The 14,268-nt window shown below is 67.5% G+C and carries 11 protein-coding genes; 3 read left to right on the forward strand and 8 right to left on the reverse strand.

All coding sequences use genetic code 11. The features are described 5' to 3' along the window. Window positions 1–7: 7 nt before the first annotated feature. The 4 genes from WT24_RS12775 to WT24_RS12790 form a co-directional block, all read right to left on the reverse strand. A complete protein-coding gene (locus WT24_RS12775) occupies window positions 8–454 on the reverse strand; it encodes a hypothetical protein (protein WP_006488003.1) in 447 nt (148 codons plus the stop codon). A 333-nt stretch (window positions 455–787) separates the two neighbouring features. After that, complete coding sequence (gene mscL, locus WT24_RS12780; RefSeq protein WP_059505972.1) at window positions 788–1,219, reverse strand: large conductance mechanosensitive channel protein MscL; 432 nt, start codon at window positions 1,217–1,219, stop codon at window positions 788–790. A 236-nt stretch (window positions 1,220–1,455) separates the two neighbouring features. After that, complete coding sequence (locus tag WT24_RS12785) at window positions 1,456–2,631, reverse strand: lipopolysaccharide assembly protein LapB (protein WP_059790621.1); 1,176 nt, start codon at window positions 2,629–2,631, stop codon at window positions 1,456–1,458. An 89-nt stretch (window positions 2,632–2,720) separates the two neighbouring features. Further along, complete coding sequence (locus WT24_RS12790; RefSeq protein ID WP_060033800.1) at window positions 2,721–3,401, reverse strand: PspA/IM30 family protein; 681 nt, start codon at window positions 3,399–3,401, stop codon at window positions 2,721–2,723. Between the two features lie 443 nt (window positions 3,402–3,844). Here WT24_RS12790 and WT24_RS12795 point away from each other — a divergent pair, with 443 nt between their 5' ends. Further along, window positions 3,845–6,367, forward strand: a complete 2,523-nt coding sequence (locus tag WT24_RS12795) for a penicillin-binding protein 1A (RefSeq protein ID WP_059506105.1) — start codon at window positions 3,845–3,847, stop codon at window positions 6,365–6,367. A gap of 81 nt (window positions 6,368–6,448) precedes the next feature. Here the strand turns inward: WT24_RS12795 and WT24_RS12800 are convergent, their stop codons facing one another. The 4 genes from WT24_RS12800 to mfd form a co-directional block, all read right to left on the reverse strand. Continuing rightward, entirely contained in the window at window positions 6,449–6,883 is a 435-nt protein-coding gene (locus tag WT24_RS12800) for a DUF3574 domain-containing protein (RefSeq protein ID WP_060033803.1), read from the reverse strand. Between the two features lie 134 nt (window positions 6,884–7,017). After that, a complete protein-coding gene (locus WT24_RS12805; RefSeq protein ID WP_059505980.1) occupies window positions 7,018–8,037 on the reverse strand; it encodes a threonine/serine dehydratase in 1,020 nt (339 codons plus the stop codon). Between the two features lie 60 nt (window positions 8,038–8,097). Continuing rightward, window positions 8,098–9,318, reverse strand: a complete 1,221-nt coding sequence (gene argE / locus WT24_RS12810) for an acetylornithine deacetylase (RefSeq protein ID WP_060033805.1) — start codon at window positions 9,316–9,318, stop codon at window positions 8,098–8,100. 104 nt (window positions 9,319–9,422) lie between these two features. Next, on the reverse strand, window positions 9,423–12,893 hold the full coding sequence (gene mfd, locus WT24_RS12815; protein WP_059505985.1) for a transcription-repair coupling factor: 3,471 nt from the start codon (window positions 12,891–12,893) through the stop codon (window positions 9,423–9,425). 107 nt (window positions 12,894–13,000) lie between these two features. On the opposite strand from mfd, the gene ispD reads away from it, so the two are divergent. Beyond that, window positions 13,001–13,711, forward strand: a complete 711-nt coding sequence (gene ispD, locus WT24_RS12820) for a 2-C-methyl-D-erythritol 4-phosphate cytidylyltransferase (protein ID WP_059505987.1) — start codon at window positions 13,001–13,003, stop codon at window positions 13,709–13,711. Between the two features lie 29 nt (window positions 13,712–13,740). Next, on the forward strand, window positions 13,741–14,226 hold the full coding sequence (gene ispF, locus WT24_RS12825) for a 2-C-methyl-D-erythritol 2,4-cyclodiphosphate synthase (RefSeq protein WP_059505989.1): 486 nt from the start codon (window positions 13,741–13,743) through the stop codon (window positions 14,224–14,226). The last annotated feature ends 42 nt before the right edge of the window (window positions 14,227–14,268 follow it).

Raw genomic sequence — 14,268 nt, forward strand, 5'->3', positions numbered from 1 at the left:
TGGCGGCTCAGCCGAGCGAGCGGGGTGTCGTGTCGCCCGCGTTCTGGCGGCCGAGGCCGCCACGCAGGCTGGCTTTCGTGCCTGCACCAAACTCGGGCAGGATGCGCGCACGCGCACGGCTTGCAAAGACGAGGAAGCCGAAGCCGTTCGCTTCGTACCAGTATCCGCCGTTCTCGAGGCCGTCGAGCGGCTGCTCGAGCGCGTTGGCGATCGATTCGATGCAGCGCTTGCGCAGTTCGGCGATGGCCGGATAGGGCGGCTGCGCGCCGCGTACGCTGCACAGGAGCACGTCGAGGCCGGGCAGCACGTGCGCATAGAGGACGGGCTCGTCCTGCGCGCGGGCGCGGGCAATCTTGGTGTCGAGCTGGGCAAACGGTTTCGAGTGGCGCAAGACCGCGAGGAACGACTCCTGGCCATCCTGCGGCGCACGCCGACGTTTTTTCGGGAAGGACATAAACACTCGCCTCAAAAACAATTGCAAGAAATGCGGCACTTTCATGCGACCCACTCCCGGCTATGTACGCCGCATGTCGATCCTTTATAGCACACGAAAATGCTGCATTCGTGCAGTACGACGATCAATGTCTCCCGTCGACCTGCTCGCCATGATCGACACAGCCAGCGTCTTGGCGCCCGTACTGTCGTTTAGTCTCCATCATAGACCTGCTTTTCCCGCGCGTGCATTCGCTCGTCACAAAAAAATGAGATAGGCCGCATGCGGCGGTGCATCGCGTGCGCAATAAAAAGGCCCGCACGGGGCGGGCCTGGCGGGCGGAGCGCGTGACGATCAGCGCTGCTTGAGCGAATCGCGGATCTCGCGCAGCAGCACGGTGTCTTCCGGCGTCTCGGCCGGCGCGGCTTCTTCCGGCTTGCGCAGCTTGTTGATGAATTTCACCATCAGGAAAATGATGAACGCAAGGATCACGAAATTGATCGCCACGGTAATGAACGAGCCGTAGCCGAATGCGGCGACGCCCGCGGCCTGCAGGTCCTTGAACGAATCGGGATTACCCTTGAACGACGGGGGAATGGTGCCGAGCAGAACGAACTTGTTCGAGAAATCCAGGCCGCCGGTCAGCACGCCGATGACCGGCATGATGAGGTCCTTCACGACCGAGTCGACGATCTTCGAGAACGCGCCGCCGATGATCACGCCGACGGCGAGATCCATCACGTTGCCCTTGACGGCGAACTCCTTGAATTCCTTGATGATGCTCATGAGCGGCTTTCTCCTGGTTGGGGGCGAGGGAGGCGTGCCGCGACGCGCTGGACTGCTTTGCGTCGAATGAGGGTCGGTGGCACGCCGATGGCCGCATGATAGCGAACGTGCCCCATTGCCGGTAGTCCATCTTGAAATGATTGACAAATCCGCGGGTCGGCGCGGCCGGTCATGCAGCGGGGCCTAGCGTGCGTGCCGGGTGTCGACACGCGAGTCGACGCCCGGTGCGCGGGTGCTCAGGTGTTGTCGTCGGTCCAGCCGTCGTCGTTGCTGCCGAGGTCCATCCCGCCGCCGCTGCCGTCGCTCCAGTTCGAATCGTCGCCGCGGCCGAGATCGAAGCCCGGGTCGGATTCGTGCCGGCGGTGCTCGCCGTCGACGATCACGTCGCGTTCGACCACGCGATCGCGGCCGCCGGACATCGCTTCGCCGAGCAGCACGCCGGTCAGCAGCCCGCCCATTCCACCGCCGAAACCGCCGCCTTGCTGGATCACGACGGGCGGCTGCTGTTGCGGATACGGTTGCTGCGGCGGGTAGGGCTGTTGCTGATACGGCTGGCCCTGGGCGCCCGTCATGCGGTCGGCTTCCTGCGCGTACACGGAACCGCTGCCGTTCGTCGGCGCCGCGGGTTGCGCGGCTGGGTCGGGGCGGCCTTCGACGCGCGCCTTCACGCTGGCGTGACGCTGTTCGAGTTCGTCGACGCGATACGGCGGCACCGGATTCTTGCCGTTCGACAGCGTTTCGACGAGCGTGCGCGCGTCGTTCTCGATCGCTTCGAGTTCGCCGGTCAGCGCCGCGGCGCCGGGCGCCGTCGACAGTTTCGCATCGAGCTTCAGCGGCCGGATGTCGTTCAGCACGTCGGTCGCGCGCTTGAGCTGCGTGCGGCGTTCGTCGTCGGCGCGGCCGTTGTCGGCCGTGCGTGCGCGCCGCAGCGTCCAGCGCAGCACCAGCGCGATCACGGCGACGATCAGCCCGAGGCCGATCCACATGCCGGTCGACGGGCCGTGCTTGTCGGCCGGTGCGACGGCGGGGGCGAGCCCCGGCTGCAGCGTGCCGGCCTGCGTGGCCGACGGCGTGTTGCCGCTCACGCGCGCGGCGTCGGCGCGAATGCGCGACTCCGTCTGCGCGAAACGCGACGCGTCGGTGAAGCGCAACTGCGGATCGAGCGATTTCGCGCGCTGCAGTTGCGCGAGCGCGTCGGACGCGCGGCCTTCGCGGTCCAGCACCTGCGCATACAGGTAGCGCGCGTGCGCGTTGTTCGGATGGGCGTCGATGACTTGCGACAGCTGCGTGTCGGCGCGTTGCCAGTCGCGCTGCGCGATCGATTGCTCGACCTGCTGCAACGACGGGACCGCAAATGCGGCGGACGACAGCAACATCAGCGACAGGCCGAGTGCGGCGAGGGATTTCTTCATGGTCGAACCGGGCGCAGGCGCCCGTCTCCTGACGATCGGTGCGCGCCGCGCACCCGTGCCGGGGCGCGGCGCGGTTGCCCGCGCGGCGGTTACTGCGCGGGCGTATCGAGCTGCTTCTTCAGCGCGGCGAGGCGATCCTCGACCGACGGGCCCTTGTTCAACGCGGCGAGCTTGTCGTCGAGCGCCTTGCCGCTCGACGTGTCGGCCGAATTGAGGCGTGCATCCGAGCGTGCGTTCTGCAGTGCGACCTTGTCCTCGAGCTTCTGGAAGTCCTCGGACAGGTTCTTGCCGCCGATACCGCCCAGCGCGCTGGCGGCCACGTCCTTCGCCTGCGCGATTTCCTGCTTGGCCTGCAGGATGTTCGAGCGCGCATTCAGGTCGTTGCGGCGCTGACGCATGTCGGCGATCTGCCCCTTCAGCTTCTCGACCGACGGCTCAAGCGTCGTCAGCTCCGCCGCGAGCGCATCGCGCTCGGCTTCCGCGTTCGCCTGCGCGGCGAGCGCCTCGCGGGCGAGCGCTTCGTCGCCGCTCTGCAATGCACGCTTCGCGCCGTCCTCGTACTTCTTCACCTTGTCGTCGGCCGCATCGCGCTTGCTGCGTTGGGTCGCGACCTGTGCCTCGATCTCGATCAGCGAATTCTCGGCACGGCCGATGCTGTCGTCGAGCTCCCGCACGATCTGCCGTGCGTCGCGCGACGGATCCTGTACCGAATCGGCCGCATCGTTCAGCAGACCTTTGATCGTGCGCGAAATAGAGTCGAAAAGCGACATGAAATCCTCCGTGGTTGAAAGGCGCCGCGCGACCGCGGCAGTGCCCGCGGCGAGCCGGTTCGGGCCCGCGTGAGCCGGCGGATATTACACCACCGGTTCACTTAAATACGGCTTAAACGCGCGAGTTCAAGCGGCTCGCGCATCGGGACGCCAAACCTTTCGTCACTGAAAGAAATTCGCCCGTGCATGCCGCATTGCGTGTCCATCATAGGCCGAGGATGCCGACAATACGTTCCGGAAATCACGGCATTGCGGGAATTTTTACAAAAAATCGCGAAGGCCCCCGGTCGATTTCATTAAAATGCGCTGTCACGTCGCGGGAACGGATCGCCGCGCGGCGGGGTCTGTCGACGTGACAGCCGCATCTCGATGCACCCACTCTGATTCATCCGCTTGCATTTCCGCATGCGTCCGAGGGCGCGATGTACGCCCGCCATTCCGACATGCCAATTATCAAACGACCGCCTTCTTCTTCCGACAGGAACGAACCCCACTACACGCTGCGCCGTTCGCCGTCCGGAGCCTATTACCCCGATGACGACGATCGCGACGACGGCCGCCGCGCGCAGCAGCGCAGCGGAGGTGGCGCAGGGCGCCGCCGCACGTTCGGTTCGCGCGTCGCGCTGTGGTTCGTCGGCCTGTTCGCGACACTGGCGGTCGTCGGCGCGCTGATCGTCGGCTACGCGCTGGTCGTGATGGCGCCGCAACTGCCGTCGCTCGATGCGCTGACCAACTACCAGCCGAAGGTGCCGCTGCGCGTGTTCACCGCCGATCACGTGCTGATCGGCGAGTTCGGCGAGGAGCGCCGCAGCCTCGTGCGCTTCCAGGACATTCCCGACGTGATGAAGAAGGCCGTGCTCGCGATCGAGGACTACCGCTTCTACGAGCACGGCGGCGTCGATTTCCTCGGCATCCTGCGCGCGGGCGTGGCCGACCTGATGCACGGCGGTGCGCGCCAGGGCGCGAGCACGATCACGATGCAGGTCGCGCGCAACTTCTTCCTGTCGAGCGAGAAGACCTACACGCGCAAGATCTACGAAATGCTGCTCGCGTACAAGATCGAGAAGGCCCTGACGAAGGACCAGATTCTCGAGCTGTACATGAACCAGATCTATCTCGGTCAGCGTTCGTACGGCTTCGCGGCTGCGGCCCGCGTGTACTTCGGCAAGGACCTGAAGGACATCACGCTCGCGGAAGCGGCGATGCTCGCGGGGCTGCCGAAGGCGCCGTCCGCGTACAACCCGGTCGTCAATCCGAAGCGCGCGAAGGTGCGTCAGGAATACATCCTGAAGCGTATGCTCGACATCGGCTACATCACGCAACCGCAGTACGACGAAGCGATCAAGGAAGAGATCCACGTGCGCACGCCGGGCAACCAGTACGCGGTGCACGGCGAGTACGTCGCCGAGATGGTGCGGCAGATGATGTACGAGCAATACAAGGACGAAACCTACACGCGCGGGCTGACCGTCACGACGACGATCAACTCGGCCGATCAGGAGGCCGCGTATCAGGCCGTGCGCCGCGGCATTCTCGACTACGAGCGCCGTCACGGCTATCGCGGCCCCGAAGCGTCGATCAATCTGCCGCCGGCCGGCGACGAGCGCGACGAGGCGATTGACGACGCGCTCGCCGATCACCCGGACAACGGCGACCTGCAGTCGGCGGTCGTGCTGTCCGCCTCGCCGAACGCGGTCGAGGTGCAGTTCGTCGGCGGAGCGACCACGACGATCGGACCGGCCGGGCTGCGCTTCGTAGCGGCCGCGCTCGGGGCCCGCGCGAACAACACGCTGCGCATCAAGCCGGGCTCGGTCGTGCGCGTGCTGAAGGACGGCAAGACGGGCTGGCAGGTCGTGCAGTTGCCGCAGGTCGAAGGCGCGCTCGTCGCGATCGCGCCGCAGGACGGCGCGATCCGCTCGCTCGTCGGCGGCTTCGACTTCAACAAGAGCAAGTTCAACCACGTGACGCAGGCATGGCGGCAGCCGGGCTCGTCGTTCAAGCCGTTCATCTATTCGGCGTCGCTGGACAAGGGGCTCGGGCCGGCGACGATGATCAACGACGCGCCGCTGTACTTCCCGCCGAGCGTGCCGGGCGGCACCGCATGGGAGCCGAAGGACGACGACCAGCCCGACGGCCCGATGACGATGCGCACCGGCCTGCAGCGTTCGAAGAACCTGGTGTCGATCCGGATCCTCGCGTCGATCGGCACGCAGTATGCGCAGCAGTACGTGACGCAGCGCTTCGGCTTCGATCCGGCGAAGACGCCGCCTTACCTGCCGATGGCGCTCGGCGCGGGCCTCGTGACGCCGCTGCAGCTCGCGACCGGCTACGCGGTGTTCGCGAACGGCGGTTACAAGGTCGATCCGTACCTGATCGCCGAAGTCGACGACGCGCGCGGCCAGCCGTTGCAGAAGTCGCAGCCGGTGGTCGCGGGCGGTACGGCGCCGCGCACGATCGAAGGCCGCAACGCGTACGTGATGAACAGCCTGCTGCATTCGGTCGCGACGGCCGGCACGGGCGCGGGTACCAACGCGCTGGGCCGCAACGACCTGCAGGGCAAGACGGGTACTACGAACGACGCGAAGGACGGATGGTTCGCCGGCTATCAGCAGTCGCTCGTCGCGGTCGCGTGGATGGGCTTCGACCAGCCGAAGAGCCTCGGTAGCCGCGAATTCGGCGCGCAGCTCGCGTTGCCGATCTGGGTGAACTACATGCGCACCGCGCTGAACGGCGTGCCCGAGCAGCAGATGCCGATGCCGGACGGCCTGACCACGATCGACGGCGAGCTGTACTACGCCGATCGCACGCCGGGTAACGGCTTCGTCGCAAACGTCGACATCAACCCGGCCGAGAACGCGATCAGCGCGAACGACGCACTCGGTTCGGCCGGCGCGGCAGGGCTCGCGCCGCCGCCCGTCACGCCGCAGGAGAAACAGCAGATCATGGACATGTTCGAGAACAAGTAAGCGGTACGCTGTTCTTCACCCATGCGACGGGCGCCTTCGGGCGCCCGTTTTTTTACGCGGCCGGCACCGGAAGACGGTGTATCAGAACGACGCGCAGGCCGGCACGACGGTCATGCCGACCGATTGCTGGTGAAATCGCCGGACGTACGCTTGCCGGATCGCGGCGAGCCGCGTACGCGTGTCGGGCGTATCGTCGGCGATGATACGGATCACGAAGCTGTCTTCGCGCGTGACCCCGCCGGTCGAGCGGTCGCGCCACTGGCCGTGCGTGTCCCAGTAGGTGAGGCCGTCGGGGAAGCGCGGCGTGACCGTGTCGGCGAGGAATGCCGCACGTTCGGCATCGGTGACGGGGCCGCGCCCGGCAATGTCGCGTCCGAACAGCAGGTCGGCCTGCAGCATGCGGCTTTCGCCCGGTTGCGTGCAGGACGCGGGTTGCGCGCGGGAGGTGGACGAGGGCGGCGCCGCGCAACCGGCGAGCAGCGCGAGCGCCGCCGCGCATGCAGCCAGCCGCCGCATCTGCCCATTTCGTGACGATCGACCTTCGCGCGCGCAAAACGCTGCATGCTCAACCACTTGCGTGCGTGTCCGGCGGGTTATCAACAGGGCTGTCAACATAATCTGGGGATAACCCTGAGTTGGCCGGCGCGCGATCAGTGTTGCAGTTGCGCGTGCGCGAGATGCATGCCGAGCGTGGCGGGATCGGTATTCGTGCCCGACAGCAGCACGCCGACGCGCTTGCCCTGCAGCGTTTCGCGCAGCGGGCCGAGCAGCGCGGCGAGGGCGGCCGCGCAGGCCGGCTCGACCGACAGCTTCAGGTGCGAGAACAGGAACAGCATCGCGGCGCGCAGCGCGTCGTCGGATACGGTGACGATGCGCTCGAGGTGGCGCCGGCACAACTGGTAGCTGTATTCCTCGGTATGCGGCGCCATCAGCGAATCGGCGATCGTCTGCATCGCGCTCATCTTGATCGTGTGATTGGCCGCGAAGCTGCGGCTCATCGCATCGGCGCCTTCCGGCTCGACGCCGTACACGTGCACGCGCGGATTCGCGAGCCGCAGCGCGGTCGCCGTGCCGGCCGCGAGACCGCCGCCGCCGATCGGCACGATCACCGCGTCGAGGTCCGGCGTTTGCGTCGCCCATTCGTAGCCGAGCGTCGCGGTGCCGAGGATCGTGTGATAGCCGTTGAACGGATGAATGAAGAAGCGCCCTTCCTCGGCCTCGATGCGCCGCACGAGATCGAACGCCTGCGACGCGCTGCCCGCCAGCACGACTTCCGCGCGGTACTGCTTGCATTGCGCGATGCGCGTCGGGCTCGCGGTATGGAACATCACGACCTTCGCGCTGCTGCCGAGCCGCATCGCCGCATATGCGACGGCCGCTGCATGATTGCCGGCCGACACGCAGGTGACGCCGGCGTTCTTGCGGCCTTCGTCGAGCGCGAGCAGGTGCGTGAACGCGCCGCGCGCCTTGAAGCTGCCGCTCGCCTGCAGCAGTTCGAACTTGAAGTTGACGTGCGTGCCTTCGAGGGAAGGCAGGTCGGCGCGTTCGAACACGGGCGTGCGCGCGACCCAGGGTGACAACGCGAAATGCTGCGCGGCGATTTCGTCGAGCGTCGGAATCGGCTCGCCGTCGATCGTCGTATGGGCGGTGCCTTGCTGTTCAGTCGACATGACGTGGCGGGTGGCGGAGTGGACCGGCCCGCACACGCGGGCCGGCGTGGCGGGAGGCAGTCAGTGCGCGTCGACCGACATGCTGCGGATGAACTTGCGCAGGAACTGCTCGCAGGCGGCGAGCTGCGCGAGCTCGACATATTCGTTCGGCTTGTGCGCCTGCTCGATGTTGCCGGGGCCGCACACGACGCTCGGGATGCCCGCGCGTTCGAACAGGCCGGCCTCGGTGCCGTACGCGACCTTGCGCTTGTCCTGGTCGGCCGTCAGCGCGCGCACGAGCTGCGTGATCGCGGCCTGTTCGGTCGCGTCGAGGCCGGGCGCCGCGGCGATCTTCGAGAACTCGATCGCGGCGTTCGGATGTTCGCGAAGCATCTGCGGCAACAGCGTTTCCTGCGCATACGTTTCGATGCGCGTGAAGATCTGCTCGGGATCGAGCGTCGGCAGGTTGCGGAATTCGAAGTCGAAGCGGCACTCGGCCGGCACCGTGTTGATCGCGTTGCCGCCCTGGATCGTGCTCGTCTGCGCGGTGGTGAACGGCACGTCGTACAGTTCGTCGAACGGGCCTTCGGCGCGAAAGCGCTCGGCGATGTCGCGGATGTGGCAGATGAGGCGCGCCGCATACTCGATCGCGTTGAGCCCCTTCGGCGTCAGCGACGAATGCGCCGCATGGCCGCGCACGCAGCAGCGGTATGCGTTGATGCCCTTGTGCGCGATGATCGGCCGCATGCTGGTCGGCTCGCCGACGATGCAGCCGGACGGCTGCACGCCACGCTTCACCAGATCGGCGATCATCAGCGGCGCGCCCGCACAGCCGATTTCCTCGTCGTAGGACAGCGCGAAATGGATCGGCTTCGCGAGCTTCGTCGCCTGCATCTCGGGCAGCAGCGCGAGCGCCGCGCCGATGAAGCCCTTCATGTCGCAGGTGCCGCGGCCGTACAGGCGGCCATCGCGGATTTCCGGCGCGAACGGGTTGCTGTCCCATTGCTGGCCGTCGACCGGCACGACGTCGGTGTGGCCCGACAGCACGATGCCGCCGTTGGTCGAGCCGTCGTGCGCGGGTACGGTGGCAAACAGGTTCGCCCAGCCTTCGCGCGGATCGTGCGTGATCGTCGACGCGATGCCCTTCGCGGCGAGCGCGTCGCGTACCGTTTCGATCAGGCCGAGGTTCGGCACGCGGCTCGTCGTGTCCATCGACACGAGTTGCTTGACCCAGGGCAGGCTGACGAGCGATGCGTCGCCTTCGGTTGCGGCGGACGGTGCCGTCGCGTCGAGAGTGGACATGGCAAAACTCCGTCTGATGAATGGGAAATCATACTCAAAAACGCGCCGGCCCGCCTTCGTCGGGCGCGATGCGGTGCAGCAACGTCGCGCCCGTCAGGATCGCGTCAACGGGCCGCGACGGCCGCCCCCTGTTTCGGGCCGAGCGCGCGCAGCGTTTCCTTGATCGTCGACACGCGGATCGCGAGGTCGGGCGAGCGCGTCTCGATGCGCAGCTTGTCCTGGCCCGCGAGCTTGATGTGGCGATGCTTCTGCACCATCTCGATGATCCGCATCGGATCGATCGGCGGATTCGGCTCGAACTGCAGCCCGATCGCGGCCTCGCTCGCGTCGATCTTCACGATGCCGAGCGGCTTCGCGGCGATCCGCAGCCGGTGCGTCTCGACGAGCGCGTGCGCCTGCGGCGGCAGCTTGCCGAAGCGGTCGATCAGTTCCTCCTGGATGCCGTCGATCGCGTCGCCGTGCTCGCAGTTCGCGAGCCGCTTGTACAGCGACAGCCGCTCCTGTACGTCCGCGCAGTAGTCGGCCGGCAGGATCGCGGGCGCGTGCAGGTTGATTTCGGTCGTCGCGGCGAGCGGGGCGGTGAGGTCGGGTTCCTTGCCGTTCTTCAGCGCCTTCACCGCGTCGTTCAGCATGTCCGTATAGAGCTGGAAGCCGATCTCGTGGATTTCGCCCGACTGCTTGTCGCCGAGCACTTCGCCGGTGCCGCGGATCTCGAGGTCGTGCATCGCGAGATAGAAGCCCGAGCCCAGTTCCTCCATCTGCTGGATCGCTTCCAGCCGGCGCTGCGCCTGCTTGGTCAGCGCCTGCGGATCGTGGACCAGCAGGTACGCATACGCCTGATGGTGCGAACGGCCGACGCGGCCGCGCAGCTGGTGAAGCTGCGCGAGGCCGAACTTGTCCGCGCGGTGCATGATGATCGTGTTCGCGCTCGGCACGTCGATGCCGGTCTCGATGATGGTCGTGCACAGCAGCACGTTCGCGCGCTGCGCGACGAAGTCGCGCATCACGCGTTCGAGTTCGCGTTCGTGCATCTGGCCGTGCGCGATCACGATGCGCGCCTCTGGCACGAGCGCCTCGAGCATCGCCTTGCGGTTCTCGATCGTCTCGACTTCGTTGTGCAGGAAGTACACCTGGCCGCCGCGCTTCAGCTCGCGCAGCATCGCTTCGCGGATCACGCTTTCTTCCTCGCGACGCACGAAGGTCTTGATCGCGAGCCGCTTCTGCGGCGCGGTCGCGATCACCGAGAAATCGCGCAGCCCTTCGAGCGCCATCCCGAGCGTGCGCGGAATCGGCGTCGCGGTGAGCGTCAGCACGTCGACTTCCGCGCGCAGCGCCTTCAGCGCTTCCTTCTGGCGCACGCCGAAGCGGTGTTCCTCGTCGATGATCACGAGGCCGAGGCGCTTGAACTGCACGTCCGACGACAGCAGCTTGTGCGTGCCGATCACGATGTCCACGCTGCCTTCGTTGATCTGCGCGATCGCCGCGTTCACTTCCTTCGCGGTCTTGAAGCGCGACAGCTCGACGATCCGCACCGGCCAGTCCGCGAAGCGGTCGGCGAAGGTCTGCGTGTGCTGCTCGGCGAGCAGCGTGGTCGGCGACAGCAGCGCGACCTGCTTGCCGCCCAGCACCGCGATGAACGCCGCACGCAGCGCGACCTCGGTCTTGCCGAAGCCGACGTCGCCGCACACGAGGCGATCCATCGGCTTGCCGCTCGTCATGTCGCCGATCACGGCCGCGATCGCCGCGGCCTGGTCGGGGGTTTCCTCGAAGCCGAAGCTTTCCGCGAATTTCACGTAGTCGCGCGGATCGAGCGAGAACGCGTGGCCTTCGCGGGCCGCGCGGCGCGCGTACAGGTTCAGCAGCTCGGCGGCCGTATCGCGGATCTGCTGCGCGGCCTTGCGTTTCGCGCGCTCCCACTGGCCGGAGCCGAGCGCGTGCAGCGGCGCGCTGTCGGGATCGGCGCCGCTGTAGCGCGAGATCACGTGCAGTTGCGCGACGGGCACGTAGAGCTTGCTGTCGCCCGAGTATTCGAGATGCAGGAATTCGGTCTCGCCTTCGCCGAGATCCATCGACACGAGGCCCATGTAGCGGCCGATGCCGTGCTGCGCGTGGACGACCGGGTCGCCGACCTTCAGTTCCGACAGGTCGCGCACCATCGCGTCGACGTTGCTCGCCTGTTCCTGCCGGCGGCGGCCCGCGCGGCGGCCGAGCGCGCCGTACAGCTCGGTCTCGGTGACGATCGCATAGCCTTCGGCGGGCACCGCGAAGCCGGTCGCGAGCGGCGCGACGCCGAGCGCGAAGCGTTCGTCGCTCGCGAGCCAGCCCGCGAAGTGGTCGTTCGACGCGGGGCGCAGGTGGTGCTCCGCGAGCAGTTGCAGGATCGTCTCGCGGCGGCCGGCCGATTCGACCGTCAGCAGCACGCGCTTGCCCGACGATTCGACGAACGTGCGCAGCGATGCGAGCGGATCGTCGGCATGGCGGTCGACGGTGAGTTCGGGCAGCGCGGTCGCCCAGCCGCCGGCCGGCTGCGCGGGCAGCACGATGCGCGCGAACGGCTTCGCGAACGCGAAGAAATCCTCGTCGGACAGGAACAGCCGCTGCGGCTCGAGGATCGGCCGCTCGCGATCGTGCGCGAGGAACGCGTGACGCTGCTTCGTATCGGCCGTGAAGCGGCGGATCGATGCGTCGAGATCGCCGGCGAACACGAGATGCGCGTCCTGCGGCAGGTAGTGGAACAGCGTGGCCGTCTCGTCGAAGAAGAGCGGCAGGTAATACTCGATGCCGGCCGACGGCACGCCGTTGCCGATGTCCTTGTAGATCGGCGCGCGGCTCGGGTCGCCTTCGAAGGTTTCGCGCCAGCGGCTGCGGAAGGCCGTGCGCGCGGCTTCGTCGAACGGGAACTCGCGGCCGGGCAGCAGGCGCACGTCGCGCACCGGGTAGAGGCTGCGCTGCGTGTCGGGATCGAACGCGCGGATCGAATCGACCTGGTCGTCGAACAGGTCGATCCGGTACGGCAGCGGCGAGCCCATCGGGAACAGGTCGATCAGCGAGCCGCGCACGCAGTATTCGCCGGGGCGCACGACCTGGCTCACGTGCTCGTAGCCGGCCAGCGTGAGCTGCGCCTTCAGCTTCGCCTCGTCGAGCCGCTCGCCCTGCGCGAACGCGAAGGTGTACGCGGCCATGAACGACGCCGGCGGCATCCGGTACAGCGCGGTCGTGGCGGGCACGAGCAGGATGTCGCAGCGGCCCTCGCCGAGGTCGTGCAGCGTCGCGAGCCGCTCGGACACGAGGTCCTGGTGCGGCGAGAAGGTGTCGTACGGCAGCGTTTCCCAGTCGGGCAGCAGGCGCACGCGCGCATCGGGCGAGAAGTAGGGGATTTCCTGCGACAGCCGCTGCGCGTCGACCGCGTTCGCGCAGATCACCGCGAGCAGCGGCACGTCCGGACGGTTGTCGGCGAGATAACGGGCGATGGCGAGCGCGTCGGCGGAGCCGTGCGCGCCGTCGAAGGCGAAACGCTGGCCGGGCTTGACGCGGGCAACGGGTGAAGCGGACGGGGTGGAAGCGTTATCTGGCATAGGGACGACAGGGGTGGCGTGCACGGGCGCATCGCGGTGCGCCGGTCGAGACGAAAGACCTATTATAAAATCCGCTTCTCGATTTCATCTTTCCGGCGTTTGCCTTCGTGACTCCCCGACTTTTCGCCCTGATTCCCTGTGCCGGCACGGGCAGCCGTTCCGGCTCCGCCGTGCCGAAGCAATATCGCACGCTGGCCGGCCGCGCGCTGCTGCACTACACGCTCGCCGCGTTCGACGCGTGCAGCGAGTTCGCGCAGACGCTCGTCGTGCTCGCGCCCGACGATTCCCATTTCGACGCACGCCGCTTCGCGGGCCTGCGCTTCGCGGTGCGCCGCTGCGGCGGCGGCTCGCGGCAGGCGTCGGTGCTCAACGGGCTGCTGGAGCTGGCCGAATTCGGCGCGACCGACCACGATTGGGTGCTCGTGCACGACGCCGCGCGCCCGGGTATCACACCGGCGCTGATCCGCACGCTCGTCGCGACGCTGAAGGACGACCCGGTCGGCGGCATCGTCGCGCTGCCGGTGGCGGACACGCTCAAGCGCGTGCCGGCCGGCGGCGACGCGATCGCGCGCACGGAGTCGCGCGACGCGCTGTGGCAGGCGCAGACCCCGCAGATGTTCCGCATCGGCATGCTGCGCGACGCGATCCTGCAGGCGCAGCGCGAAGGGCACGACCTGACCGACGAAGCGAGCGCGATCGAATGGGCCGGCCACACGCCGCGCGTCGTGCAGGGCAGCCTGCGCAACTTCAAGGTCACGTACCCGGAAGATTTCGCGCTCGCGGAAGCGATTCTCGCGCGGGCCGCGAACGCTTCCTGACTTTCCCCCCATCTCAAACCGGATTACGCATGGATTTCAGAATCGGACAAGGCTACGACGTGCACCAGCTCGTCGAAGGGCGCCCCCTCATCATCGGCGGCGTGACGATTCCGTACGCGCGCGGCCTGCTCGGCCACTCGGACGCGGACGTGCTGCTGCACGCGATCACCGACGCGCTGTTCGGCGCGGCCGCGCTCGGCGACATCGGCCGCCATTTCTCCGACACGGATGCGGCGTTCAAGGGCGCGGACAGCCGCGTGCTGCTGCGCGAGTGCGTCGCCCGCGTGAACGCGGCCGGCTTCGCGATCCAGAACGTCGACAGCACCGTGATCGCGCAGGCGCCGAAGCTCGCGCCGCATATCGACGGGATGCGCGCGAACATCGCGGCCGATCTCGGGCTGCCGCTCGACCGCGTGAACGTGAAGGCGAAGACCAACGAGAAGCTCGGCTATCTCGGCCGCGGCGAGGGTATCGAGGCGCAGGCCGCCGCGCTGCTGGTGAAGCGGAGCGGCTGACGTCCGGCGTGGCGTGCGGTTCGCGCCGCACGCCACACCGCC

The sequence above is a fragment of the Burkholderia sp. MSMB1078WGS genome (assembly GCF_001528895.1).
Lineage (GTDB): Bacteria > Pseudomonadota > Gammaproteobacteria > Burkholderiales > Burkholderiaceae > Burkholderia.

Bases quoted from the DNA above. Each gene is read 5' to 3' on its own strand.
- WT24_RS12775 (WP_006488003.1), bottom strand. From the start codon at position 454: ATGTCCTTCCCGAAAAAACGTCGGCGTGCGCCGCAGGATGGCCAGGAG.
- mscL (WP_059505972.1), bottom strand. From the start codon at position 1,219: ATGAGCATCATCAAGGAATTCAAGGAGTTCGCCGTCAAGGGCAACGTG.
- WT24_RS12785 (WP_059790621.1), bottom strand. From the start codon at position 2,631: ATGAAGAAATCCCTCGCCGCACTCGGCCTGTCGCTGATGTTGCTGTCG.
- WT24_RS12790 (WP_060033800.1), bottom strand. From the start codon at position 3,401: ATGTCGCTTTTCGACTCTATTTCGCGCACGATCAAAGGTCTGCTGAAC.
- WT24_RS12795 (WP_059506105.1), top strand. From the start codon at position 3,845: ATGCCAATTATCAAACGACCGCCTTCTTCTTCCGACAGGAACGAACCC.
- WT24_RS12800 (WP_060033803.1), bottom strand. From the start codon at position 6,883: ATGCGGCGGCTGGCTGCATGCGCGGCGGCGCTCGCGCTGCTCGCCGGT.
- WT24_RS12805 (WP_059505980.1), bottom strand. From the start codon at position 8,037: ATGTCGACTGAACAGCAAGGCACCGCCCATACGACGATCGACGGCGAG.
- argE (WP_060033805.1), bottom strand. From the start codon at position 9,318: ATGTCCACTCTCGACGCGACGGCACCGTCCGCCGCAACCGAAGGCGAC.
- mfd (WP_059505985.1), bottom strand. From the start codon at position 12,893: ATGCCAGATAACGCTTCCACCCCGTCCGCTTCACCCGTTGCCCGCGTC.
- ispF (WP_059505989.1), top strand. From the start codon at position 13,741: ATGGATTTCAGAATCGGACAAGGCTACGACGTGCACCAGCTCGTCGAA.